The 25,500-nt window shown below is 58.0% G+C and carries 24 protein-coding genes; 8 read left to right on the top strand and 16 right to left on the bottom strand.

Annotated elements, in window-relative coordinates:
* The first annotated feature begins 115 nt into the window (after window positions 1-115).
* Both BLR16_RS25070 and BLR16_RS25065 read left to right on the top strand, forming a co-directional pair.
* Entirely contained in the window at window positions 116-271 is a 156-nt protein-coding gene (locus BLR16_RS25070; protein ID WP_003317799.1) for a hypothetical protein, read from the top strand.
* 103 nt (window positions 272-374) lie between these two features.
* A complete protein-coding gene (locus BLR16_RS25065; protein WP_003371181.1) occupies window positions 375-1,046 on the top strand; it encodes a haloacid dehalogenase type II in 672 nt (223 codons plus the stop codon).
* 49 nt (window positions 1,047-1,095) lie between these two features.
* Here BLR16_RS25065 and BLR16_RS25060 read toward each other — a convergent pair whose 3' ends face one another.
* The 3 genes from BLR16_RS25060 to BLR16_RS25050 all read right to left on the bottom strand — a co-directional run bounded on the left by BLR16_RS25060 (window position 1,096) and on the right by BLR16_RS25050 (window position 5,459).
* On the bottom strand, window positions 1,096-1,539 hold the full coding sequence (locus BLR16_RS25060; protein WP_003371183.1) for a DUF421 domain-containing protein: 444 nt from the start codon (window positions 1,537-1,539) through the stop codon (window positions 1,096-1,098).
* A gap of 14 nt (window positions 1,540-1,553) precedes the next feature.
* Window positions 1,554-2,081 carry a hypothetical protein gene (locus tag BLR16_RS25055; RefSeq protein WP_003371185.1) on the bottom strand — a complete coding sequence of 176 codons (528 nt, stop codon included), beginning with the start codon at window positions 2,079-2,081 and terminating at the stop codon, window positions 1,554-1,556.
* Between the two features lie 450 nt (window positions 2,082-2,531).
* Window positions 2,532-5,459 (bottom strand): autotransporter family protein, encoded by a 2,928-nt coding sequence (locus tag BLR16_RS25050; RefSeq protein WP_161437954.1) that lies wholly within the window; start codon window positions 5,457-5,459, stop codon window positions 2,532-2,534.
* Window positions 5,460-5,886: 427 nt separating this feature from the next.
* On the opposite strand from BLR16_RS25050, the gene BLR16_RS25045 reads away from it, so the two are divergent.
* On the top strand, window positions 5,887-7,155 hold the full coding sequence (locus BLR16_RS25045; RefSeq protein WP_058396831.1) for an OmpP1/FadL family transporter: 1,269 nt from the start codon (window positions 5,887-5,889) through the stop codon (window positions 7,153-7,155).
* A gap of 284 nt (window positions 7,156-7,439) precedes the next feature.
* A complete protein-coding gene (locus BLR16_RS25040; protein WP_024662189.1) occupies window positions 7,440-7,940 on the top strand; it encodes a hypothetical protein in 501 nt (166 codons plus the stop codon).
* 56 nt (window positions 7,941-7,996) lie between these two features.
* Here the strand turns inward: BLR16_RS25040 and BLR16_RS25035 are convergent, their stop codons facing one another.
* The 3 genes from BLR16_RS25035 to BLR16_RS25025 form a co-directional block, all read right to left on the bottom strand.
* Entirely contained in the window at window positions 7,997-8,503 is a 507-nt protein-coding gene (locus BLR16_RS25035; protein WP_003371192.1) for a hypothetical protein, read from the bottom strand.
* Between the two features lie 225 nt (window positions 8,504-8,728).
* Entirely contained in the window at window positions 8,729-10,345 is a 1,617-nt protein-coding gene (locus BLR16_RS25030) for an ATP-binding response regulator (RefSeq protein WP_161429463.1), read from the bottom strand.
* 398 nt (window positions 10,346-10,743) lie between these two features.
* The gene (locus tag BLR16_RS25025; protein ID WP_024662187.1) at window positions 10,744-10,968 is read right to left on the bottom strand and encodes a hypothetical protein; all 225 of its coding nucleotides are present in this window, start codon (window positions 10,966-10,968) and stop codon (window positions 10,744-10,746) included.
* A gap of 357 nt (window positions 10,969-11,325) precedes the next feature.
* Here BLR16_RS25025 and BLR16_RS25020 point away from each other — a divergent pair, with 357 nt between their 5' ends.
* From BLR16_RS25020 to BLR16_RS25010, 3 genes are read left to right on the top strand one after another with little or no spacing between them, the layout of a single operon-like run.
* On the top strand, window positions 11,326-12,582 hold the full coding sequence (locus BLR16_RS25020; RefSeq protein ID WP_003371197.1) for an HlyD family secretion protein: 1,257 nt from the start codon (window positions 11,326-11,328) through the stop codon (window positions 12,580-12,582).
* On the top strand, window positions 12,579-14,729 hold the full coding sequence (locus BLR16_RS25015; protein WP_074809119.1) for a peptidase domain-containing ABC transporter: 2,151 nt from the start codon (window positions 12,579-12,581) through the stop codon (window positions 14,727-14,729). Before BLR16_RS25020 ends, BLR16_RS25015 begins: the two co-directional genes overlap by 4 nt.
* The gene (locus tag BLR16_RS25010) at window positions 14,729-16,090 is read left to right on the top strand and encodes a TolC family protein (protein ID WP_003371202.1); all 1,362 of its coding nucleotides are present in this window, start codon (window positions 14,729-14,731) and stop codon (window positions 16,088-16,090) included. The genes BLR16_RS25015 and BLR16_RS25010 overlap by 1 nt, the downstream gene beginning before the upstream one ends.
* Before the next feature lie 15 nt (window positions 16,091-16,105).
* Here the strand turns inward: BLR16_RS25010 and BLR16_RS25005 are convergent, their stop codons facing one another.
* Window positions 16,106-16,729, bottom strand: a complete 624-nt coding sequence (locus BLR16_RS25005; protein WP_003430766.1) for a response regulator — start codon at window positions 16,727-16,729, stop codon at window positions 16,106-16,108.
* Window positions 16,730-16,978: 249 nt separating this feature from the next.
* Between BLR16_RS25005 and BLR16_RS25000 the strand changes: the two genes are divergently transcribed.
* Window positions 16,979-18,592 (top strand): ATP-binding response regulator, encoded by a 1,614-nt coding sequence (locus BLR16_RS25000; protein WP_003371205.1) that lies wholly within the window; start codon window positions 16,979-16,981, stop codon window positions 18,590-18,592.
* Between the two features lie 22 nt (window positions 18,593-18,614).
* Here BLR16_RS25000 and BLR16_RS24995 read toward each other — a convergent pair whose 3' ends face one another.
* The 9 genes from BLR16_RS24995 to BLR16_RS24955 all read right to left on the bottom strand — a co-directional run bounded on the left by BLR16_RS24995 (window position 18,615) and on the right by BLR16_RS24955 (window position 25,242).
* On the bottom strand, window positions 18,615-18,806 hold the full coding sequence (locus BLR16_RS24995; protein WP_096120350.1) for a hypothetical protein: 192 nt from the start codon (window positions 18,804-18,806) through the stop codon (window positions 18,615-18,617).
* Between the two features lie 4 nt (window positions 18,807-18,810).
* Complete coding sequence (locus BLR16_RS24990; protein ID WP_003430765.1) at window positions 18,811-19,002, bottom strand: hypothetical protein; 192 nt, start codon at window positions 19,000-19,002, stop codon at window positions 18,811-18,813.
* A 64-nt stretch (window positions 19,003-19,066) separates the two neighbouring features.
* Entirely contained in the window at window positions 19,067-19,282 is a 216-nt protein-coding gene (locus BLR16_RS24985; RefSeq protein ID WP_003371213.1) for a hypothetical protein, read from the bottom strand.
* Between the two features lie 187 nt (window positions 19,283-19,469).
* Complete coding sequence (locus tag BLR16_RS24980; protein WP_074809121.1) at window positions 19,470-20,600, bottom strand: M20 family metallopeptidase; 1,131 nt, start codon at window positions 20,598-20,600, stop codon at window positions 19,470-19,472.
* 12 nt (window positions 20,601-20,612) lie between these two features.
* Complete coding sequence (locus BLR16_RS24975; protein ID WP_044310430.1) at window positions 20,613-21,368, bottom strand: glutamine amidotransferase; 756 nt, start codon at window positions 21,366-21,368, stop codon at window positions 20,613-20,615.
* Window positions 21,365-22,480 carry a phosphotriesterase family protein gene (locus BLR16_RS24970; protein WP_044310429.1) on the bottom strand — a complete coding sequence of 372 codons (1,116 nt, stop codon included), beginning with the start codon at window positions 22,478-22,480 and terminating at the stop codon, window positions 21,365-21,367. Before BLR16_RS24970 ends, BLR16_RS24975 begins: the two co-directional genes overlap by 4 nt.
* Window positions 22,477-23,496, bottom strand: a complete 1,020-nt coding sequence (locus BLR16_RS24965; RefSeq protein ID WP_003371220.1) for an ABC transporter permease — start codon at window positions 23,494-23,496, stop codon at window positions 22,477-22,479. The genes BLR16_RS24970 and BLR16_RS24965 overlap by 4 nt, the downstream gene beginning before the upstream one ends.
* 14 nt (window positions 23,497-23,510) lie before the next feature.
* Entirely contained in the window at window positions 23,511-24,287 is a 777-nt protein-coding gene (locus BLR16_RS24960) for an ATP-binding cassette domain-containing protein (RefSeq protein WP_003371222.1), read from the bottom strand.
* A 10-nt stretch (window positions 24,288-24,297) separates the two neighbouring features.
* Window positions 24,298-25,242: a substrate-binding domain-containing protein gene (locus tag BLR16_RS24955; protein WP_003371225.1), complete on the bottom strand. Its 945-nt coding sequence runs from the start codon at window positions 25,240-25,242 to the stop codon at window positions 24,298-24,300.
* Window positions 25,243-25,500 lie beyond the last annotated feature (258 nt).

Here is a 25,500-nt window from a genome sequence, read left to right as displayed (position 1 = left end):
CCGGTTCAAATGCACTGAACGCCTGGCTACGCCCTGACTCCAAATCTTGCCCCGGCGCTCAAACAATGCATCACGTCGATGGGTGTTCGAATCCTCTGCCAATCAAGGAATTCCCATGACCGATCCACGTAACGTTGCTCACGACAAAAAAGTCCAGCAAGAGAAAAAGAACCACGGCGAAGAAATCGCGCCGAATGCCGAGCACGCGCCTCAGCCGGGGATGAAGCCGGCACTCAAGCACGATGATGACGAGCAGGAAGAGCAGGCGTAAGCCAGGGACCTGATCGTGACCTTTGGCGGTGCTGGCTGATGTCAGCACCGCCAGGTGGCGCATTCGATGCCATCACTTCAGGCAGGCAACAGGGGCCTATAGCATGCTCAAACACATCATTTTTGACGTAAACGAGACGCTGCTGGATCTGGCCGCGCTCGACGCTTTCTTCGAGGGACTGTTCGACGATAGCCGTGTGCGCACCGAATGGTTCCTGACACTGCAAGAGTGCTGGATGACCAACACCATAACCGGCCAGTATCAGGCGTTTGGTGATCTGGCGCAGGGCGCTTTGAGAATGGTTGCCGCACGGCACAAGGTGGACGTGGGCGACGATCAGTGCCAGGCCCTGGCCGCAGGCATCAAATCTCTTCCTGCGCATAAGGACGTTCATCAGGCACTGCAGTTATTGAAGGACTACGGGTTTGTGCTCATTGCCCTGAGCAATGGCGCGCTGGAGGCGCTGCAGCAACAGCTCGAATTTGCAGGATTGACCGACTGCTTCGAGCACATCATGGCAGGCAGCGAAATCAGTCAATTCAAGCCAGCCGCAGCAACCTACCAAATGGTCGCACAGCGCTTGGGCATCGCTACGGATCAGATGATCATGGTCGCAGCGCACGCCTGGGACATCGCCGGGGCTGCCCAGGCCGGGTGTCGCACCGCGTTTGTCGAGCGCCCGGGGAAGGTGCTCAACCCGCTCGGCACCCAGCCTGACTTGATCGGTAAAGATGTTCAGGATGTCGCCATGAAACTCTGCGCAGGTCCGTTTTAGCACTGATTCGGGAGTCGGCCTGCAGCCATCCCTGATCACTTGCAGACCTTCACTTGAAGGGTATGACCGATATCTCCCCGTTCCTTTCGATGATCGCGTACCTGATGTCCTTCATCTCCACTATCCCTTGCGTGGTTCGTGCTGCCTCCATCACATCGGATTCACTGATACGCGCCTCTCTCATTCGTTGGGTCAGTGGCTTGCCGTCTTCCACAATGACCGTGGGGCCGCCATCCAGAAACTTTGCCAACCGCTTTGATCGGCGTTTGGCCAGGGAAAAGCCGACGTCTATGGCGATAAGGGTGGAGATGATCAGTATCGCGTTAGTCACCGAAAAATCATCGCCCAGCAGCGCCTGCTGAGTGGCCTCGCCAATGATCAGCAACAAGACGAAATCGAAGGTGGTGAGGTCGGTAAGAGAGCGGCGTCCGGCAATACGAAACAAGACCATCAATACAAAATAAATCGCTGCTGCTCTGAGCACTGCATCCATAAATCGCGTTCTCTCTACGGGTAGATAAACCTGGGCATCGGCAGCGTTTCGCCACCCAGCATATGCATTTGCCCTCGGTACAGTCCCACCCCGTTACTGCGAACAGTCAGGTACAAGGTGGCCAGACCGTCCTTGTCGGCCTGCATCGGAATAACCAGATCACGGCCTTCGCTGTGAAGGGGCGCGGGCTGGGGGTTGAGGTTCTCGATCGACACGCCTTCGAGCAGTCCACTGCCGACGACCAGATAACGCATTTCGGAGGGGGCGCCTTTGGACGTGACAATCATATCGTCCTGACTGCCGTTGCGGCTGAAACGCTCGTAGCTCACCTGCAGTTTGCCATCTGCCGTTTCGGGCTCCACCTGGCTCAATGGCCCTTTGGAAAACAAGCCGGCGAGGGTCAGCACTATCAGCACAATCAGGCCAGCCCAACCGATGCGCTCAAAGCGCCAGACTCGACGCTGCTGCGCCATATCTTCCTCGACGGGATATGACCGGCTGCGGAACTCATGGTCGTCCGCCTCATCACCGCGTAGTGCCATTAACGTGCTGTCCATTAGGGAAATTTTGTAGGCACCTTATTACGCTTCCAACCGGCCCGCTGTCCAGAACGGTTTAAGTCCTTGCCATGGTTTTGACGTTCCTGGTGAGTGACTGCCAGAAGCTCTGGCGTAATGGCGTAGATGCGATTCACCGCATGTGATTGAGCGCTTGCCTGTAACAGTCGTGTTGTTTGAGATAAATGGCCGCATCACTCGCAGGTAATCTGATGGCCTGGAGCACGGTTTGAACGTTAGCCGAGCGAATGCCGACAGGAGGGCGATGAAGGGGCGGTTCGAGTGTCTTGCGTTAGTCGTTGATCGGCGCGTAGGACGATAACGCGGAGTGGATTCGGGATCGCACTATGTAAATGCCTTCCAATGAATTCGGGCTGGATGCCACTCCAGGCGAGCCTGTGCAAATGGTTATCCAGCCCGATGCTGCAATTACGATCAGAAGCGGACCGTCACGCCGGCATTCACCGAGTGGAAACGAGTGTCAGTGCCGAACTGCCCCTGGTAAGACAAGCCCAGATCGGTCTGACGGTTCAATCGCAGCTTCGCGCCGACTTCGGTCAAGGCGGTGTCGCGGTTTTGAGCTACGCCTTGCACTTCGAAGTTTGGACCGCCGGCAAAGCTCTGCTCGTTTCGCGGATCCAGATCACCAAAGGCGCGTCGCCATCCCAGTGAGCCGTAGACCTGGGTATCGAGGTTGGCCACTCGGGTGTTCGTCGATGCGCGCAGGCCGAGCGTCGAGAAGACGGTATTCTGCTTGTCGCTGGACACGTCTAGCGCGGCTGGCCCACCTTTTTCGTGCAGATCTTTGGCGTCGTAGCGAACATAGGAAAGCCCGGCGAAAGGTTCCAGAGCCACGCTGCCAAGCGGTATGCGGTAGGCCGCTTCACCACTGGCCTGCAACGATTTCGCGTCGCGTTTGCCAGTCAAGTGATCACTGAATCCGGCGAAGGCCACATTCCGCTCGCTCTCCAGCTTGTGCCAGGTGTAGCCGACGTCGGCACTGAGGCGCAGTGCATCGATCTGGGCTCCGGTGTACAGGCCAAGATGATAGTTGTCGCTGTGGCCGTCGGCATCGCGATCATCGGCGTCGAACTTCGAGCGGCTATAGCCAGCGTAGACGCCGCCGCGCCAATCCGGGGTGAAGCTGCCGTCCGCACCGAACAGCAGGCCACCTGTGCTTTGATGCAGACCGCCTGCGCCATTGTTGCTGCTTGTTTTGGTCCAGTTGCCGAATGGTTGCACCCAGGCACCGCTTTCGGCGGGTGGAGTGGTTGGCATCAGATTGAGTGCCATGGCTGGCATCCGCAATGTCCCGGTATCGAGAAGATTACGCACACGAGTCCCCAGTACTCCGGACACCACCTGGCTGTTGGCGATCAGGGCGGTCGAGGTACTGGCGAGCGTGTCGCCGGACAGCTGATCGGCAGCATTACGCGCGCTTTCGGCATCCAGAATCAACAGATTGTTATAGAGGCGCAGCGGTTCGCCGCTTTGCTCCAGCACGCTGAGCGCACCCGCTGTATTGAACTGATTCTGGGTCAGCATGACCGTTTGAAAGATACCCGGTGTTGGCGCGGGGGTCGGCTCTGGCTCAGGTGTTGGAGTCGGCTCAGGTGTTGGTGTTGGTGTTGGTGTTGGTTCAGGTGTAGGCTCCGGAGTTGGAGTCGGCTCTGGAGTCGGTTCTGGAGTTGGCGTAGGTTCTACGCTTTTTTGTTCAATGGTGAGGTTAAGGTCATTGGCTGTGCGTTGCAGCCCGACATTCAGGAACGCCGAGTTGGTAAGTGCCTGGGCATAGGCAGTGCCTGCGGCGGCGCCGTCGACCAAACCGCCCTGGGCGGAGAGCAGCGTGTAGGTTCTGCCGCTCTGATAGCTCTGCGCGGGATCCAGCGCGGTCACGTTGACTTGCGTACCGCGCAGGGTTGCGGTGCCGCTCACGTTGATCCGGTCTGCGCTGCCGTCGCCCGCGATGTCTGCGGCGTAGCGTGAACCGGCGGCCATCTCGAGGTTGCCTTGTATCGCCAGCGCACCTATGGCGCTTTCTCCTGGCGACAGCGTACCGCCGGAGGCGACCTGGGTGCTGCCCACCTGACCGACGCCGGCCAGAATACCTCCGTCCAGTACCTGAGCGCTGTTTGTGTAAGTCCCGAACTCAGTGCGGCCCGCAATGCCGTTGACCACCAATGTGCCGTTACCTACGTTAAACCGCGAAACGCTTTGGGTGGTGGCTGTGTTGCCGCGCTGATTGACCTGGTCGACGTTCCCCGCCAACACCAGTCGCCCGCCGCGCACAACGACGCTACCGGCCAATCCCGAGGTGTCGCCGCTCAGCGTGGTATTGCCGCTGAATGCATACACTCGACCCGTACCATTCAGCGTGTTGGCGAACTGCAGATCGGTGTCAGTATGGTTGAACGCCAGGGAACCGTTGCCGGTGCCAAAGCTGACGGCGGTTTGCGGGTTCAGTCGGCCTGCCGCCAGAGCTGCTCCTGCAGTCATGGAATCAACATCGGTACGGTCAGGGTCCACCGCGACCGGGCCGCCGATGGTAAACGTGCCGCGCGTCGCCGAGTTGCTGTCGTTCACGAAGCTGATGAGCATACCGTTAGTGGCGCTCAGTTCGGCACCGTCGGCCAGAGACAGGTAAGTACGGACAACGTTGGTGCCGAGCGTCAGCGATTGCACGTCGAGACGGGTACCCTGTCCGGTAACATTGACCTGATTGCTTTGGTTGATAACGGCCGACCCCAGTCGCAGCTCGTTACTCGTCAGTACTGCGCCGTTCTCGAGGGTCAGGTCGTTTCTGTTCACAAAGGAGCCGCTGTTGTCCCAGCGGGTTCCTGCGCCTGAAAGCTTGACGACGGAGTCTATGTCGACCTGCTGGCTGTTGATTTTGCCGCCGTCATTGGCCGTGATGCTCGAGCGATAGACAAACACTCCGCCAGCCTGGATGTTGACCGCATCGACCAGGGAGTTCTGACCACTCACCGACAGCGTCGCGTTCGAAAATGCGTTGGAACGGGACCCGAAAACTTCACCCATATCCAGATCCCGAACCGACACCTGCCCTCCGTTACGGACCGTCAGATCGCCCTGGCCGACACCACCGACAACGATCGAGTTACCGAGAACGAATGAGGTGCGAGGCACCACCCAGCGCGAACCTGCCCCTTCAACCACAACATTGGCCTGAGCCATATTGACGCCGGTTCTGCTGGCCTGGCCAACGATGCTGCCGCCTTCGCTGGTCACGGTTGCGCCGCTGTTGATTGTCAGGGTAGAAGTGTTGCCGTCAGTTGCATTGACGTCGATCGCGCCATCGATCAAACGGTCGCTGTTAAAGGTTTCCTGACCATTAGTGAGCACATAGTCAACGGCCTGAGCCTCTGGAAGCAGTGCGAGAGTAATTGCAAAAGCAAGAGGGGATATTCTGAATAGGGGGTTCATAGCGACTCCAGATACTCCATAAAAGCCACCAGGGTGGCTGCCAGCCCCGAGGGCTTAAGCGTTTCCGTTCGGCGGGTTGCCAACAACGGGAGTATCAGGAGGGGAGGGTGCAGTGGATATAGCACGGATGTACTAGCGGCGGCCTATTACTGATTATATAAGTTCCGATCAACAGGCAGGCAGTTATTCAATAGCTCATCTGTACTATGGAAGTAGGTGTCGGCGACTCTTATCATCGCGCGGTTTTATTGAAACGTTAGAAATCGGCGTGGCCTCGGGTAACGTTGACAGTTGCAAATTCGCCATGGACGCTTATAAATCACAACGGCCGCAGATTAAAATGACCCTGTTGAAAACTACACTTGGCCTTGCCGCTGTATTGGCATCCACTCAACTTCTTGCTGGCGGCTTCGCCCGTACCGAGCAAAGTATCGCCGGTATGGGCAGCGGTCAGGCTGGCCGTGCATCGATGGCTGAGGACGCCAGCACGGTGTACGGTAATCCGGCAGGTATGGCGCGGCTGGACAACAGCCAAATCACCATGGGGGCCGCGTTCGTGGACGCATCCACTGACATCAGCCATGCCGCCGGTCGCTCACAAGGGAGTAATGATGGCAATATGGTGCCCTTCAGCACGGTGCCGTTCGGTTTTTACACCCGGAAAATCGATGAGCACTGGGCGTTCGGCCTGGGGCTCTACGCACCCTTCGGTTTGTCCACCGATTATGAAAGCAGTTTTCAGGGGCGCATGTTCGCCAGCAAAAGCGAGATCAAGGTGGTGACGTTGCAACCCACCATCAGCTACGCCTTCAATAACAGGCTGTCGATTGGCTTCGGTCCGACGTTCAATCGAATTGCCGGAACGCTTGAATCAGACATCACGCTTAATCCGGCCATTGCTGACACCCGTGTCAAGGTTTCAGGTGATGACACGGCCGTGGGCTTCAATATCGGCGTGTTATTCAACGCAACCGACTCCACCCGCGTAGGCCTGACCTACCATTCCAAGGTCGATTACAAGCTGGGCTGTCACACGCAAGTTTCCACCGGCGCAGGAACGCCGCCGCAGTTGCTTGCGAGCAACCGTTACGACTGTACGTTGAAAGTGGCCACGCCGGAGTCTTACGATTTTTCAGTGACTCAGGCGCTTAGTGACGCCTGGACACTTTACGCCAGTGCGACCTGGACAGGCTGGAGCAGCATGCAGGACTTGAGCCTGCGCAATCAACCGGTCTCGGCCGCGCAAGGCGGCACGCTGGCTTCGGCACTGACCGGCTCCATTCAGGAAGGCCTGAACTGGCACGATACATGGGCTTACGCGCTCGGTACTGCGTATCGGCTGGATCCGCAGTGGGTGTTGCGTGCGGGCGTGATTATCGATCAGTCGCCGACCGGTAATACCGGGCGTTCACCCCGTACGCCGACCGGGGATCGCGAGGTCTTCAGCGTAGGGGCGGGTTATGACGTCACGCCACAACTGAGCCTGGATGTCGCCTATTCGTATCTTCAGGAAGAAAGTGTCGATGTCAGTCGCGCCAATGCACTGGGCAGTTACAGTGCGACGTACAAAAGCCGTGCGAGTTTATACGGTATTGGGGCGACGTATAGATTCTGATCCTGAAAGAGACTCTCATAACGCCCGGTTAAATTTTCCAGGCGTTGTTCTAATGCCTGTCAGTTAGCCTGGACCGGCTCGAGGAAGGTCCAGGTTTTTGCGGGGGTGACATAAAAATTTGATGGCTTGCTTCTGTGATCAAAAACAGTACGCCGTATAGCGCATCTGTACTATTGATACGCCCTCAGGTCGTAGATACAGTCCCGTGCGATGTGCATGTCGTGGTTACTTAAATAATGGATGCGTGGGTAACTCCTGCATCGATCAGTCGGCGGAGTATGTGAATGAAAAGTGCAGCCTTGTTTCCGTTAGTTCTGGCCTTGTCAGGATGCGCGGGGCTTGATCAGGCCATGTCGGTGACAAACGGGGTCTTTGATCAGACCGGAGATTTGCTGAGCGGGGATCTTCGGGGGCTGACAACTGCCAAGCAAACGACATTGACGGAAATCTGGAACGACTGGGAAACCAATGAGGTCACTGCCAAGGAAAAGTGGGACGCTAACACGCTGATCATCCCTGGCATTGTGCAGCGCATTACCAAGACAGGAACAGCCATCGGTCAGAATCAGATTGCGATCATCTTCACCGACCCCAAGAACCCCAAATGCACCGGTCAAGGGCTGACCCGCGATGATCTGCTGGTGAACAAGAAGAAGATCAGCGGATTAAAGAAAGGCGACAAGATTCTGATGAAGGGTGTTCTCGGCACCAGCGAGTCAAAATGGACCGACAACGATTCCTGCTGGCTGTCTTTCGACAAGGCCGAGTTTACGCTTCAAAAATGACAGGCTGAACCGCCGGTAATCGCAGCATTACCGGCTTCACACTTATTGCTGAGCGGTCAGTATGTATAGAACCGGTCGACCGTCTCGCCGTTGAAAAGTATGACTATCCTGTTGATCACCTTCTTCATACCCGTACTCTTCGTTCCTGTGACGGTACTGACGTCATCCATCACATCTTCGGCATCTCCCAAGTGACCATCTGCCTGCGCCAATACTGAGTTCGACGTTCCGGCGCCGTACTTGTAACTGTACTTGTAGGCCATTTTCTTCAGCATTGCCACGCCTGATTCGCCACGCTCGTATGACCACTGTGCGGAGTTGTCGCCGACATCATCTTCCGCCGAATTAGGAGCACCAAATTTCGCCCGGATTTGAGATTTGGTCGATTTTTTGGGAATGATATTGGCTTTTATATAGTCAGGCTCAAACTTAGGCTCACCCGTCAACGCATCCAGCCCGCCAAGAGGGTTACTGCCCCCCGTCGAACAGGCCGTTAAAGCGGCCATGACTGTTATCGCAACCGCTAAACCTTTTAGCCGCGCCAGTGAATAATAATTGCCCATGCCGAATGCCCCTGATGGTAAATCAGTTGTTGAAAGTTTTTATAGACAGACAGAAACGTGCGAAAAAGCCTTGCGGTGAAAAGCTTTTCAGCGTCTATATATAATGAAGTCATTTCTTTCTTAGCTTAGGCTAACGGCGTAAGTATTCACTATAGTACAGGTGTACTAGCGAACTATAACGCCGTTGTAATCAAACTAACGTGCGCTGTTGGCTGACTGTCGCACTCATGACCCGGTAAGAGACGCGCGACGTGTCGTCTGTATCAAGTCCATCTTGAAACTCAGGAGCAGTGAACGTAACTCCGCAGGCCGTACCGGTTTGGACAGAACCGGTATCTGTGGGTCATTCAGCGATTGCTGTACATGCTGAATCTCGTGGCCAGTGATGACGATTGCAGGTATCCGGCGGCCATGCAGTTGGCTGAGGTAGCTAATGCAGTCTGCGCCTGTGGCGCTTCGGTCTAGGTCGAAGTCGGTAACGACCAGATCGCAATCGACGCTCGCTTGAGGGGTGGCGGAAGCGGTCTGGACGTCGCAGCCCCATTTGCGCAGCAGCATCGCGGTGGCCTGCAGCACGTTGTAATTATCCTCGATCAGCAGAACACGTAAACCGCCCAACAGGTGTTTGTTCCAGTCGATGTCCGGAGCGTGCGCGATTTGCCGTGCCGCCACAATCGGTAGCCCGCTGATGACAACCGCAGTGCCTTTATCCAGGCGCGAACCAATCCGGATGTGCAGCTTCAGCAGACCGGCGATGCGTTTGACGATACTTAGCCCAAGCCCTACGCCTTCAATGTCCTGATCACGCTCTTCGCGGACGCGATAAAACTCGTTGCACAAATGAGGGAGATGCTTTTCCGAAATACCGCGGCCCATGTCGTAGACGCCGATGTCCAACGTCCCCTTGCGGGGTCTGCAAGCAATAAGCAGGGGTTTGCCGGGGGCATATTTAAAGGCGTTCGAGATAAGGTTTTGCAGCAGGGTGCGAAGCAGCGCAGGGTCGCTGCGTATCTGTTGCCGGCACGGGCGCACGCGGATTTCGACACCGGCCCAGCTGGCCGCCTCACTGTTCTGGCTGACCAGGCCATTGATTAATGCGTCCACATCAATCGTCTCGAGGCGTGGACTCACTTCTCCCTGATTGAGGGTATAGATATCCAGCAGAGAGCGGAAAAGCTGTTCTACAGCGCTGAGTGCCCGGTCGATGTTATCGACCAGGCGGCGCTCGTCTGTGCCCAATGAAGCGTCGCGCAGACAGGCAGTAAACAGGCTGATGGAGTGAATCGGTTGCCGCAGGTCATGGCTGGCCTCGGCAAGAAACCTTGATTTCGCCTCATTGGCCGCCTGGGTTTCATTCAGTGCGATGTGCAATCGCGAGAGCAGGAAGTAAACGAACGACGGCAGCACCAGCATGGTCAGGATCATCATCACCGCAACGGCGGGATGCTCTTGAAGGAAAGGGGTGAGCTGGATGATCAGGCACAAAGACGACAAGGCAAAGCCGGTCGCCAGCAACAGGTAATTGCGCCCGTAACGCATGCCATACCCCACCGTCATGCTGAGCATTACCGAGTAAACCGGCAGCATCGGTTCGCCACCCACAGTGATTGTGACGATCCCGGCCATGTTATCGACGACCAGCGCGAACATTCTGCGCCGGGTAGACACACCGGGCCGTACTGCAATACGCCAGATAAGCCCGATACCAACGATGGCGAAGCCCAGGCAATAGCCGAGAATGACCCACATTCGGCTGCCGGACATGTCGTCCAGTGCGTGCATGATCAATGCGTACAGTGCAGAGGTGGCAATCACTGCCATGCGCAACAACGCCTGGATCATTTCCAGGTCTCTGCATCGGGAGAGAATCGACATCACGTTTTCCTGGTCAGTCCAGTACTGCTGAGAGGCACGTCATGTGTTCAGCGCGTCGATGGCGGTACACAGATATTGTATAAAAGAAAAGGGGGCAGGCTCTGTACGAAAAGTGGGTGCGCTTGGGGACGTTGCGTTAAAGAAACGGGGTGGGATGCGCGTCCAGTCAGCATGCTCTTTACATCACGTAGCGTCGAACGCGACCTCGGCCGCTGCGCGACTGCTTTTGCCTTGCCTGACCTTCGCGCCGGCGTTTCGTCCAGAACCTGGCAATGTCGGCGCGCTGTATAACGCAGGCTTTAGATGTTCGTGAGTACGGAACCCGGAGGCAGTCCGGGTCCTGTCACTTGCATGCGATGGCCTTATCAGTTCTGCCAGGTGGTGTAATAAATTGGAATACCGCGCGAGTTGGTGATAGAGGCGTAGTTATAGCCGGGGGCAAACGACTCGCCGCCTGCGAAGGTATAACCAAAAGCACTGAACTCAATACCGCCTCCCACGCAGTCCAGCTCTGCCTCGTTCAACAGTCGAACTGCCTGACCGGTATGAAGCGTTTCGTGTGCTTTTTTTGGGTTAATTGCTTGAGTCATCGCGTCATTTCCTCTAAGCGGGTCATTGAAAAGTCAAGTCTTCCGTAGCAGCGACCTACGGCAGAGAGCGTTATTAAAATCATCCCCTGACGCGAGTAGCAATAGTACACATGAGCTATCTGTGCCGCTGTCTTTTGGCGACTAGTTCATGTGTGCTATTGAGGTGGTCGGTCGCCAACGCTTTAATACGTCGCGCTTTAAATACGGTGACGTTCAGTCGGTCGGTGAAGGGTTTGCCCGTTACTCATGTGACGGCTATATGAAACTGTCCGGCTTCTATTCGCCCCTCTCTTTAAATACTGTCGAGCCCTGTGGTTTCTTATGGCGCATTCCTGATGATCGACGCGATGCATATTTATGCTCTTTCGACCTGAAGCGCTCGCCGCTCAGAAGCGCAGCACGCTGGGTACGGTCTTGTTGATCAGCCCGGTATCGATGCGCCTGGCAGCCGCCGTCGCGCTACTGTTCTGCATCTGCATGGGGCTGTTTCTGACTTTCGCTACATACACCAAACGTACGGCGGCGAGCGGTGTGGTGCTGCCTGAAAAAGGTCTGATCAGGATTTATGCGCCGCAAGCCGGGGTGGTCAACAACCTGGGCATCAGCGAAGGGCAGCCGGTGAATGCCGACGCTGTGTTGATGGCGTTGTCCAGCGATACGCAAAACGGCGAAGCGGGCGGTGCGCAACGGGCGATCAGCCTCTCGATCAAACGACGTCAGGAAAGCCTGACTCAGGAGATCGACAAGACCCTGGCCCTGCATCAGCAGGAGTTGGAAGGCAAAAAGCGTCAAGTCGAAGCGTTGGAAACCGAACAGCAGAAAATACTCGCGCAAATCGACCTGGCGCGTCAGCGGCTGGCGTTAACCAAAGGGATTGCCGAACGCTACGCCAACCTGCAACGCCAGGATTATGTGTCTCGTGATCAGCTTCAGGAAAAAGAAGACGCCGTGCTGGACATGCGCCTGCGTGGTGAAGAGCTGAATCGCTCGCTGCTGACAGTGCGCGCCGAAAGCACCAGGCTGCGCGCGGAGCTGGTCGAGTTGCCGTTCAACCACAGCAAGCAACTGGCCGATCTGCAACGCAGGCTGGCCGAGAATCAGGACCAGTTGGTCGAAAGTGAAACCAAACGGGAGGTCCTGATTACTGCACCAACGGCCGGTGAGGCAACCGCCATCGCGGTCTCCAACGGCTCACGGGTCGACAGTGCGCGGCCGCTCCTGAGCATCGTGCCTGCCAATGCAAAGCTGCACGCGGAGTTGTATCTGCCCAGTCGCTCGGTGGGCTTTGTGCGCGCCGGCGATACCGTGATGTTGCGTTACCAAGCCTATCCCTATCAGCGCTTCGGCCTGCAGCCGGGCAGGGTGTCGTCGATTTCACGTACTGCATTGCCTGCTGAGGAAGTCATGACGCTGGGCAATGTTTCCGAGCAGATGCGCGAGCAAGGCCCTTTCTATCGGGTCACGGTCGCGCTGGCGTCACAAGTCATCGAGGGTCAGGGCAAACGCGAGCGCTTGCGCTCCGGCATGCAGCTTGACGCCGACATCATGCAGGAAAAGCTGCCGCTCTATGAGTGGCTGCTCGAGCCTTTGCGCGGAATAGGAAAACGCCTTTGAACCTCAAAAATGCGTTCACTTTCGGGGTTGGAACCAAACTGCCGGTGGTGTTGCAGACCGAAGCCACTGAATGCGGTCTGGCGTGCATGGCCATGATTGCCCGTTACCATGGACAGCACAGCGACCTTTTTTCTCTGCGTAAGCGCCTTTCGCCGTCGATGAAAGGCGTGAACCTCAAGCAACTGATCAGCATGGCCGCGCAACTCGGGCTTGGCAGCCGGGCATTGCGCGTTGAACTGAGTGCGCTGGGTCAACTGCAACTGCCTTGTGTGCTGCACTGGAACTTTAATCACTTCGTGGTGCTCAGGGAGGTTACGGCGTACGGCGTGGTGCTGCACGATCCTGCGCGTGGCCTGTGCAAGCTGTCTCTGGATGAGGTGTCGGCGGCCTTTACCGGCGTGGCGCTGGAGGTGTGGCCCGAGAGTGATTTCCAGCCAGTGGCTGCCCGGCCGCCGATTTCGTTGCGCAAGTTGCTGGGGCGAGTGCACGGGTTTGGCCGGGTGCTCACCCACGTGCTGCTGTTGGCACTGGCGCTGGAGCTGTGCACTATTCTCAGCCCGTTTTTCATGCAGACCGTGATCGACAAGGTGCTGGTCAGCGCTGATCTGGATCTGCTGGCGGTGCTGGCCATCGGCTTCGGCATTCTGTTGATCATGCAGCATACCGTTGCGCTGGCCCGTGGGTGGGCGCTTATGTACCTGAGTACAATGCTCGGTGCGCAGTGGCAGATTAATGTGTTCACTCATCTGCTGCGTTTGCCAGTAGCGTTTTTCGAGCGCCGCCATCTTGGCGATATCGTCTCGCGCTTCGGCTCTCTGAAGTCGATCCAGCAGACAGTCACCACGTCGTTCATTGAAGCCATACTCGACGGGCTGATGACGGTCATTACGCTGGGACTGATGATCGCTTACAGCCCTAAACTGGCGTTGGTAGCCGTGGTGGCGATGGTGATTTATGCCTTGGCGCGCTGGGCATGGTTCGGGCCGTTGCGGCGTGCCAGCGAGAATCAGCTGGTCCATGCGGCTCGTCAACAATCACACTTTCTGGAAAGCGTGCGCGGCGTGCGCACCATCAAGCTTTTCAATCGTCCTGAGCAGCGTTGCAGCGCCTGGAGCGCCTTGCTGGTGGAGGAAATCAACGCCGGCTTGCACCCCCAGAAACTGCAACTGGCTTATCGCACCTTCAACGGCGTACTGTTCGGGCTGGTGACGATCATTGTGATCTGGCTGGGCGCCACGCTGGTGCTGGAGGGGCAGTTCAGTGCCGGGATGCTGATTGCATTCAACTCGTACAAAGAGCAGTTCAACGGCCGTGTCGCCGGGCTGATCGACAAGATCGTCGACGTGATCATGCTGCGCCTGCATGGTGAGCGCCTGGCCGACATTGTGCTGCAGGACGCCGAGCCGGTTTCGGGACTGGATGGGTCGGATGACGCCAGCAGTGAGAACGTGCCCAGCCTTGAAGTACGTGATGTACGCTTTCGCTATTCCGAGTACGAACCTTACGTGCTGGATGGTGTGTCGATCCATGTTCGCGCTGGCGAGTCGGTCGCCATCGTCGGTCCGTCGGGTGGCGGCAAAAGCACTTTGCTCAACGTCATGCTCGGCATCCTGGCACCCAGCGCCGGTAGTGTTCTGCTGGATGGACAGCCGGTCGGGCCTGATCATGTCAGCAGGCTGCGGCGCCTGACCGGCACGGTACTTCAGGATGATGTGCTGTTCGCCGGGTCGATTGGCGACAACATCAGCTTTTTCGAGACCAGTGCCGACCAGCAATGGATTGAGCAGTGTGCACGGCTGGCCGCTGTCCACGATGACATCGCCCAGATGCCGATGGGCTACAACACGCTGGTGGGTGACATGGGGACTGTATTGTCCGGCGGTCAGAAGCAGCGGGTATTGCTGGCCCGGGCGCTTTATAAAAGACCGCAGTTGCTGTTTCTCGATGAAGCGACCAGCCATCTGGACATTACTCGCGAAGCGGCGGTCAATCAGGCGCTTGAGACGCTGAACATCACCCGGATCATTGTCGCCCACCGACCGGAAACCATTCGATCGGCGGATCGGGTCGTGGCGCTGGCCAATGGTCGAATTGCCTACGACGGCCCCGTGCTCGGAGAGCCTTCAGCGCAGGGCTCCGAGCCGTGATGCGCCGTGTCGGCAAATGGGCCTTGTCGAGCGTCGCGGGTATATTGCTGGCGTCGCTGTGCATGGCGGATAACCGCGTACCGGCGTGCCCTGGTTCCAGTCGGCTTCCCGATACCCTGAACCTCGCGACGGCGGTGTCTGTCGCGTTGTGTGCCGATCCCAAGTTGCGTGAAGCGTGGCTGACCGAGCTGGCGCGTCAAGCGGAGATGGACGCCGAGCATTCGGCCTACTACCCGACCGTGGAAGGGCAGTTTCAAAAAGGCCGGGCCGGTAAGACCACGCGTTATCCGGGGTTCTCCGAAGCCAATTCAAGGCTGAACGCCAGTACCAGCATCTACGGCGTGAACATGAGCTGGGTGCTATTTGACTTCGGTCTTCGCGCCGCAAAAGTCGAAAGTGCCCGGCAATTATTGAACGCCGCCAGTAGCAGCCGCATTGAGGAAGTGCAGAAGTCGATGCTTGCCACCGCCAGAGTCTTTTACCAGGTGCAGGCCAACACCGCGCTGTTGCAGGCCAAAGTCAGTGCAGAACGTCTTGCCGACAACAGCTTGAAAGCTGCTGACGCGAAATACCGTGCTGGCGCCGGTGAGCAGACTGATCGTCTGCAGGCACAATCCGATTTTGCCGAAGCGCAGCTGGATCGAGTGATGGCGGAAGGCGACCTGGCAGCGGCGCGCGGCGAATTGGCCAGCCAGCTCGGGTTATCACCCGGTGCCCCGCTCAAACTGGTTGCGTTGGATGAGCCGGGCAGTGAGGACGTAGCATTTCTGGGGGACGTCAATGCATTGATGGAGCAGGCCAGGGCGCTGCATCCCTCTATAGAAAAAGCCCGTGCGGACTGGGCGGCGAGTCAGGCAAGAGTTGATGAGGCGAAAGCTCAGAGCCGACCGTCCATCTCGCTGTTCAGTAACTACAGTCGCCAGGATACGCCCATCGAGCAGGTTTCCACCCGTCAGGAGATAGACACCTGGACAATCGGTGTGCAAATCACGGTGCCGATTTTCGATGGCTTTCTCAATCGGCGCAGGGCGAAGGCTGCCAGTTACGAAAGCGCTGCTCGCGAACAGGCGTTGCATGAGGTTGAAAACAGTATTGCGTTGAGCGTCTGGAAGAGTCAGCAGGCGCTGGAATCCAGAACCCGGGCACTGGCCATCAGTCGTCTGTTTGTCGAGAGTGCGAGCAAGTCTTATGAAATTGCCCAAGGGCGTTACAAAGCCGGGGTGGGCAGTATTCTCGAGCTTCTGCGCTCGCAGAATGATCTGGCCTCAGCGACTCAGAAACGTGTGGAATCGTTGGTCAACTGGCATAACGCCAAGCTGCAACTGGCATCTGACCTTGGCAGTCTGAACATCGACGACTGAACGTTTTTCAAGCACTTACTTGATCGCCAGGCTGGAGAATTGCGCTGCGGCGGCCGCTCGGGTGGACACGCCCAGCACTTTGAGCAGGCTAGAAACATGTATACGCACAGTGAAAGGCGAGATACCCAGATCCTTGGCGATTTCCTTGTTGGTTTTACCGGCAGCCACCAGGCCAAGTACTTGTTTCTGGCGGGCAGTAAGAGGGCTTAGCGCATTAACGGCCGATTCGTTGAAAATTGATCCTTCAGACTTGTACTTGACGACGACTTCGCCCTGACGGATAGCGACGATGGAGTCGGTTATTTCCTGCGGGTCGATGTTCTTGCCGATAAAGCCATCAGCGCCGTTCAACATGACTTGGGAGATGGTCTCCGGATCATCGATCATCGAGACCACGATGATCGAGGTGCGTCGGAACTCATTGCGCAGTTCGGCGATGGTGTGCATCGACTCCAGACCGGGAAAGCGCAGGTCGAGAATCAGTGTGTCAACTTCGTCACCGGAGCGCGCCAGCGTCAGCACTTCATTGAAATTGCCGGCTTGCTCAATGAGTGCTTCTGGCAGTAGACGTTCGATGGTGCGCAACATGCCTTCGCGAAATAAGGGGTGGTCGTCAGCCACTATGATTCTGCACGCCATGCCTCTGCTTCCGAATTTTTAGTCGGGTTATCATACTCGATAGCAACAATATGTATCGCCTGTGATACAAAATTAGAGTCATTATTTACGCGCTGCCGCGACACTCTGGAAAGGCCGGTTTGCAGGACGCCAATCAGATGATGGTGGCGACTGAAGTGTAATTAAGTTGCCGTGCAAGATGGCACACCACAAGCCTGTACTGCGCACGATCCCAAGCGGTATGAGTTCGCAGTAAATCGAGGTGCGTTGATGGACGACCGGAAAAACGCTGAACGGGATCAGGCAACGCTGAGGCTGATCGTGGCAACCTGCGCGATCATCTATGTGTCGCTGGTGGGGTTTCTGCCTGGGCTCGATGTAGCGAAGTATCAACCGATCATTCTCTATTACGTCGCCTTTCTGGTGGTGTCTCTGATTCTGCGCCAGCACATCATCACTTACCCGGGTGTGTTTCCGGTGCGCCGTGTCTTCGGGATGGTGCATGACTACACCGCAATTTCCGTCGGCCTGGTCGTGGGTGGTGAAGCAACGCTGCCGATTTTCAGTGTGATGGTCTGGGTGACCCTGGGTAACGGTATGCGCTTCGGCTCGCGTTATCTGGCGATTGCAGCCTCGCTCGCGCTGCTGGCGATATTGATCATCTATCAATTGACGCCTTACTGGCAGGCGCAACCATTTGTGGTACTGATGCTGATCGCTGTCACAATTCTGGTGCCCGGCTACGCTCACATTTTGTTGGTAAGGGCTCGGCAGGCGTCAGAGCAGGCGACTGTCGCCAACCGTGAAAAAGAGCGTTTTCTCGCCCAGGCGAGCCATGATCTGCGCCAGCCCATTCACTCCATCGGCATGTTCACTGCGTGCCTGCGCGCCAGCCCGCTTGGCGAATACGAGCGGCAACTGGTCGACAACATCGATCGTTCCCTGCACAACCTTTCGCAGTTGTTTCGCTCGATTCTGGATATCTACACGCTGGACAGCGGCAAGGTGTCGGCCAAGTCGGACGTGGTCAATCTGGGCGACATGCTCAATGAAATCGTGCAGCAAAATACGGCGGCTGCCCGATGGGCCGGCGTGGAGTTGAGAGTCCGGCCTTGTCGACGCTGGGTCAGAGTCGATGCCACCTTGCTTGCCACGATGGTGCAGAACATTCTGTCCAATGCACTCAAATATGCCCCCGAGCACCCGGTGCTGATCGGTGTGCGTCGCCGCAACGGTGGCTTGTCGATCAGCGTGCACGATCAGGGGCGTGGCATTGCGGCGGAGCATCTGCCCAAAGTCTGCGACGAGTTTTACCGCATCCGGCATGTGCGCGACAAGGACGTGGAAGGCGTAGGGCTGGGGTTGTCCATCGTCAAGCGACTCAGTCAGATTCTGGAAGTACAGATCACTATCGATTCGCGGGTCAACCGCGGCACCACGGTGACCATTCACGGACTTGAAGAAGTGAGTGCTCCGGTACAGCCTGTGCGCAGAAAACCATTGGGCGACAGCCTGCTAAAAGGCGTCAGGATCTGTCTGGTGGAAGACGACCGCAACGTGCTGATGGCCACCGCCGCATTGTTGGAGCGATGGGGGTGCGAAGTCCAGACCGCGCTTTCAGCCGAGGGCCTGACTACCAATTGCGACATCATCGTCGCCGATTATGATCTGGGTACGACGGCCAACGGCCTTGATTGCATCGAAAGCATAAGGGCTGCCCGAGGCTGGGACGTACCGGCACTCATCGTCACCGGGCGAGAGATGGACGTCGTTCTTGAATCGTTGCATGGCGCGGAAGTGTCCGTACTGTCCAAGCCGCTGCGACCATCGGAATTGCGCCTGAACCTGTTGTCGGTTCGCGAGAGGCGGGTGAATGTGCCCTGATCTGGCCAGGGCACACAGGGCATCAACCAATGAATGGCCCACGAATGTCTGACGGTGGAGGCACGTCAGGGAATGGATAGACGCAGACCGGATCAGGCTTGATCACGCCAACACCGGGTACCGGCATGATGGTGAAATCAGCACCACCGGACACCCGCTGCAATTCGGCATCTGTCAGTTCATGAGTGTTAATGGTTTCTAGGGGCCGGGACATCATGTCAACTCTCCTGGTCGCTATGAGCGTTTTCACTGAGGCCGCCAACAGCGACAGCTGCAAACATACCGGCGAATCCAATGTAGCTCCATTGAAAGTCCAGGCTGGCGGCGATCAGAAAAGAAACCGCTGTGAGCCAGAACAGTAATGACGAATTGACGGCTTTCCCAAATACTTTATAACGATCGGATGTCATAGGGTTCTCCTAAGTACTGCATAAGTGCCTGTAGCACAGTGTTCACGCAGCATGACAAAACGTGTTATTGCGCCATCTGGTAGCTTTGGAACGCATCAAAAGCGCTGACAGCTGCTACACCGGCCAGTATCACTCCGGCACCGACCGCAGTCGCAGGCGCCAGAGCGGTAGCCGCCACCACCACACCAATGGCCGCAACGCCTTCGCCGGTGCTCATGCCACCGTTGATCTGTGACATTTCCTGCTCGTTGAGTTCGCGCATCATCAATTCTTTATTCATGGATCATTACCTTTTTATGGAGTCAGTTACTACCTGACGGGTAAGTAAGCCGATGCTCGTCAAGGCTGTTCAGACACAGCCTGTTCCGCGCTAAAGGCAGCGACAATACTCAACGAGTGCGCAGTTAAATCAAATAGTGCAGGTGTGCTAAACGGCACGCACTGGCAGAGTTGCGCAACGCTCCGCATCACACGTGCAGGGCTGTCCAGTCTTCGATCAATCCGGCATACAACTCGACGCATTGGTGAAGTTTGTCGACTTCACAATACTCATCGACCTTGTGCGCCATAGCGGGCTCCCCCGGGCCGAGAATAAGGGTGGGCGGATAGTCGATGGCGGGGAGCAGCACGGCAGCATCGGTAAAGTAGGGCACTGCCTTTTCCTCCAGGGGAGCGTCATGCAAGGCCTGGCAGCGTGCAAAAACCTGTTGCACCCAAGGCTCGTCGGGGCTGGCACAAATACCAGGCAGATCAATCAGGGTGCTCAACTCCGCGCTGCTGCCCAGGTGGGCCGCCAGCCGTCCGCGAATTTCATCGTGGTCCAGATTCGGTGCAGTGCGCAGGTCCAGGGTGAACGCTGCGTAGTCCGGCACCGAGTTGATGTTCAGGCCGCCGCTGATGGTGCCGACGTTCAGCGTCGGCTTGCGCATGAGTGGATGTGCAGGGCCTACTTCAAAGGTCTGCGCGCGGCCAATGTGTTCGGCGGCCAGGTAGATAGCGTTCACGCCTTCTTCCGGCATGGCGCCGTGGGCCGTCAGGCCATGGCTGGCGCAGCGCAGCCATAACGCGCCTTTGTGCCCGAGTATCGGGTAGTTGGCCGTCGGCTCTCCGATCAGCAGTGCGCCCAGTTCACCGAGCAAGTGGGGCGCGTCACTGCACAGTGCCTTGGCGCCGTCACAGCCGGTTTCCTCTCCGCCGGTGAGTATCAGGCGAACGCCGGGCCCGCGTCGAATGGAATCACGGCTGCGCTGGCAGGCCACGATGAAGGCGGCAATGCCCGCTTTCATGTCGCTGGATCCTCGCCCGTAAAGCCGGCCGTCGGCAATCTCACCGGCAAACGGCGAGTGACTCCAGGTGGCATTGCCGAGCGGTACGGTATCCAGGTGGCCGGTGAACCCCAGCGGTTTGCCGGGGCCGTCGCCCTCAAGCCAGGCGACCAGATTGAAACGGCGCTCACCGAAACGCTGCAGCTCGCAGACAAAACCGTGGCGGCTCAGCTGCTCGGCAAGAAAAGCCGCACACGCTTCCTCGTCGCCCGGCGGGTTGAGGGTCTGGAACGCCAACAATGCACGGGTCAGGGTTATCGGGTCATCGAGCATCGGAGCCTCCGGTCAGGTACGGCGGGTCAGCCAGTCCAGGCTGTTGATCCAGAAGCGGCGATAGCCTTCCCAGTCGAGAAAAGCTTCCGGCAGCCAGTGTTCGGAAAGGTCGCTGGTCCAGGCCAGCGTGCGACCTGCACCGACTTCACGCGCGGCAAGCAGCGGGTGCCGAGAGCCTTCGACCGTGGCCAGCAATTGAGCTTCGGGATGCAACTCAACTTCGTTGTAGCCAAGCAGGTACGGCCATTCGCCGCCCAGGCCTTGCAGTATCGGGTGATCGCTGTTGATCTGCGGCAGAAAGCCTTCCGGCACTTCGACACGATCGTCGTAAGGCAGGCAACGCACAGGCAAGACTTCCTCGACAGGCGTTCCGCGGTAGCGCGCGCCGCCGTTGATGCCTTGAAAGCTGAAGTAGCCGCCGACCATCATCAATGCACCGCCCTGCAAGACGTATTCGCGAAGAGCTTTGAGGCGGTTGGGCGTACGCTTGCCACGCAGCCAGGTGTCCGGGTGCAGCAGCAGGGTATTGGCACCGATGTCGGAGAGGATCACCGCCTGATACTGACTGAGTGCTTCAACCGTGGCCGGAAAGTCGGTCTGTGCCTGATCGGCGCACATCTGCGTGATCTGATAGTCGCTGTCTGCCATCGCCGCAAGCAAACGCCGTGCGCCATTGTGCGCGGTGACACTGTCGAACTGATCGAAGCCCTTGATGTGGGTTGACGTGCTGACCCATGATTCGCCAGCCAGCAATACGGACTGTTTCATGACGTTGCATTCCTCTGCGATGAAAAAGGAGCCTGGAAGCCGCGCTGGAAGACCCGGCGCGGGTTGTCGATCAAAAGGTTTTCGAGTTGTTCACCGGTAACGCCATGACGGCGCAGGCGCGGGACAAAGTGTTTCAGCAGGTAGCCATAACCATGGCCGCCATAGCGAGTCAGCATGGTTTTCAGAAAGACGTCCTGAGACAACAGCACCTGCGAGCCGAAGCCGTGCTCGATCAGAGCGACGATGGCCCGCGCGTTTTCTTCATCGCTGGGCGACTGCGCGTGCTCGTCGGCGAAGTAGTAACCCATGCCGATCATGTCGTATTCCAGAAACGCGCCGCGTGCCGCCAGCGCATGCTGATACGCAGGGTCGCTGTGGCTAGGGTTCATGTGGCACAGCACCGTATGGCGCAGGTCGGCGCCTTCAGCCTCAACGATGTCCAGTACCCGATGGCCGAGGCGCTCCCAGCCAGGCAGGTGCACCGAGAGCGGCACGCCGGTCGCAGCACTTGCACGGGCTGCGGCGCGCAGTGATTTTTCTTCGTCAGCCGTGAACGCGGCAGAAACACCAATCTCGCCGATCAGGCCGGCAATCACCTCGGGCTTCTCTTCACCGCCGCCCACGTCATGAATGATCTGCTCCGCCAGTTGTTCAACCGAGCGTTCGTGCACGTAATGCGGGTGCGAGGGTTCCAGATAGAAACCGGCACCCATGATGATATTCAGGCCGGTCAGACGGGAAATCCGCTGCAAGGCCTGCGGGTCGCGGCCGATGCCCAGATTGGTCGGATCGACCACCGTTTCCCCGCCCAGCGCCCGGTACTTCAGCAGTTCTTCGCACGCGAGGTCGACATCGAACAACTGACAATTGTCGCGGCTGACCAGCGGGTTCATGTGCAGCTCGCCGAGCAGTTCGATGCTCACCGGGCGCTCGGCCAGGTGCCGTTCGCCGCAGCAACTGGGTGCGACCCATTTGCCCGATGCGTCGAGCAGAATGTGTTCGTGCATCAAAGTGACGCCAAGGCGCTCGACCGGCATTGGCCCCAGCACCGTCATGGCATGGCCGCTGTCGACGCCGAGTGGAAGGGGTGAAGGATGACGAAACAGGCTCATGCTCCAGCCCTCCCGAGTGGGCGGCCGGTACGTAGAATGCGTGTGTTCAGCCAGATCGCCAATAGTACGATCAGGCCCGTGGCGATTTGCGTGTAGAACGGTGAGACGTGGGCCAGAATCAGCCCGTTCTTGATCGCTGCCATGGTCAGTACCCCCAACAGTGTGCCGACAATCGTGCCGAAGCCACCGAACAGGCTGGTGCTGCCGAGGACCACGGCGGCAATCACTTCCAGTTCGAAACCTTCGCCCTGATTCGAGGAGCCACTGCCCAGCCTGGCCGTGACGATCATGCCGGCCAGGGCGGCCGCCATGCCACTGAGCATGTAGACCCGCAGCAGCACCCCGCGATGATTCACCCCGGCACGGCGCACGCTTTCAGCGTTGGCACCGATACCCGTGAGGTAGCGGCCAAAGCGCATTTTGCCGAGCACCAACACCCCGCCCAGTGTGACCAGCAAGGCCAGCCAGGCGGTCAGCGGCACGCCGAGAAACCAGCCGCGACCCAAGGCCAGAAACGCTGCTTCCTCGCGTGGAACGGGGATCGAATAGCCTTGCGTCAGCAGCATCGCCAGGCCACGAATAATGGTCAGGGTGGCCAGGGTGACGATAAAGGCCGGGATGCCCGCGTAGGCGATGAAGTAGCCGTTCAGCGCCCCGATCATCGCGCCGACGGCAAGCCCGCCGAGCAGAACCAGCGGCCAGGGCAAATGCCAGGCATTGAGCGCCATGGCTGCCAGCGCACCGACCAGCGCCAGGGTCGAGCCAACGGACAGGTCGATGCCGCCGGTGGTGACCACCAGCGTCATCGCCACCGCGACAATCAGTAACGGCGCGTTTTGCCGGATAACGTTGAGCAGGTTGGCACCGCTTAAAAAGTTATCGGTCACCAGCGCGAACAGCACAAAGCACAGGGCGAAAAACAGGCCGATGCTGACCACGCCGGGAAAGTCGTGCAGCAGGCGCTTGAACAGCGACTGCGGCAGAATGCGTTGGCGCGTGAGATCGAGCGTTTTCATGGCGTCATATCCTTTCAGGCGCTAGCGGAGCGGGCAGTGAATTTGTGCCCGACGATGAGTTCGACGACCTCGTTGAGGTCGGTGTCGGCGATCCTTCGCTCGGCCAGATTGGCGCCGTCATACATCACCATGAGGCGGTCACAGACCAGAAACAGGTCCTGCAACCTGTGGGTGATCAGAATCACGCTGACGCCTTGGCGGCTGATGGTACGAATCAACTCCAGCACCGCTTCGACTTCGGCTACCGCGAGGGCAGCGGTGGGCTCGTCCATGATCAGAACCTTAGGCCCGAAGGCGGCCGCGCGGGCAATCGCAACGGCCTGGCGCTGGCCACCGGAAAGGTGTCGTACCTGCGCGCGGGTATCCGGAATGGTGATGCCCAATGCTTCAAGAATCTGCCGTGCTTCGCGGTGCATGCGCGTCTCATCGAGCAATGGCACGCCGAGCACGCGGCGCATCGGTTCGCGGCCCATGAAGAGGTTTCCGGCCACATCGACGGTGTCACACAGCGACAGGTCCTGATACACCATCTGGATATGGCAGCGCTGTGCATCTGCCGGACCGCTGAAACTGACTTCCTCGCCATCGATGGCGATTCGTCCGCTGGTGGGTAACTCCGCACCTGACAGAATCTTGGTCAGCGTGGATTTGCCTGCGCCGTTGTCGCCCACCAGCCCCAGCACTTCACCGGGCTGCAACAGCAGGTCGACACCGCGTAACGAGGCTATCGAGCCATAGTGTTTAGTGATGGCACTCATCTGTACCCGAGGCACTTCGCCAGGCGTCTGCATGCTGAGCCCCTTATTTGAATTCGGCGCGATAGGCTGCCAGGTTGGCTTTGGTCACCAGCGTGACGGGAATACTCTGTTCGCGAGCCACGGTTTTTCCGGACAACAGTGCCAGTGCCGACTCCACCGCCGTCTTGCCCATGGCCTGCGTGTTCTGTTGCACCACCACCGCGACAGAGCCGTCATCCAGACCCTGCACTGCCTGAGAGGACAGGTCCCACCCGAAAATCCTGACCCGCTCGCCCGCACCTTGCGACATGCTCGCGGCAACCGAGCCAATCAGGGCGGGTTCGCCAGTGGCATAAATGATCTGCAGATCAGGGTTGGCGGTCAGCAGGTTTTCCGCCGCCGCCTGGGCGGTGTCCTGCACATTGTTACCGTCGACGGTATTGACGATCTTCGCCTGGCTGGCGGTCTTTGCCAGGCCCTCGCGGAAACCGTCCAGACGCAGATTCTGTACATAAGAGCCGAGGGCTCCGACCACGCCGATGCTGGCCTTGCCCGCCAGTTCGCGGTTGATGTATTCGCCGGTGTACTGGCCGATCTGTCGGGCTGCCTCGCGGTTATCCACGCCGACCTGTACGGCATTGTCGCCATTAATCACAGCGTCGATTGCCACCACCGGGATTCCCGCCTGCGCAGCTGCGGTGACCGCAGGTTTGATACCGTTGACGTCGATGGCGCAGACCAGAATGGCGTCGACCTTGTCCTGAATATAGGCCTCGATGGCGTCGTTCTGGGCTGACGGATTGTCGTTGGCGTTGAACACCACCAGCTCTGCTCCGGCAGCTTTCGCCGCAGCCTGTGCGCCCTGGGTAATCTGGGTGAAATACAGCGCCTGCTGGTTGACCTGTACCAGAGCCAGACGTTTGCCGGTCTGGGCCTGAATGATGGGTGACAACGCCAAGGCCAGAACAGCGCCGAGGGTCAGGGTGAAACGCTTGCTAAAACGCAGCATTGCCATCCTCCTAGTCTGTTTGCCGGTGCGGCAAATCAGATCGGTAAACCGGTTTACCAGCCGTTTCAAAAAAAAGACAAATGAGCTTTGTCTTCAGGTTTGAGAACTGGAGAAAGCAGATTGTGTGCCATTTTTTTCACGATCCCGGCCAGTCACCGTACGTCCTTGATGCGCCACAGTTTTCCGCAATCATCGGCTTTTCAGGATGCCGATGGCAGTGCACCGATTTAAGGCCGGGTGTTACTGGTTGCCCCGCAA

The organism is Pseudomonas sp. BS3767, from assembly GCF_900099665.1.
Classification (GTDB): Bacteria; Pseudomonadota; Gammaproteobacteria; order Pseudomonadales; family Pseudomonadaceae; genus Aquipseudomonas; species Aquipseudomonas cerasi.
This window is presented reverse-complemented; position numbering and strand designations above follow the sequence as displayed.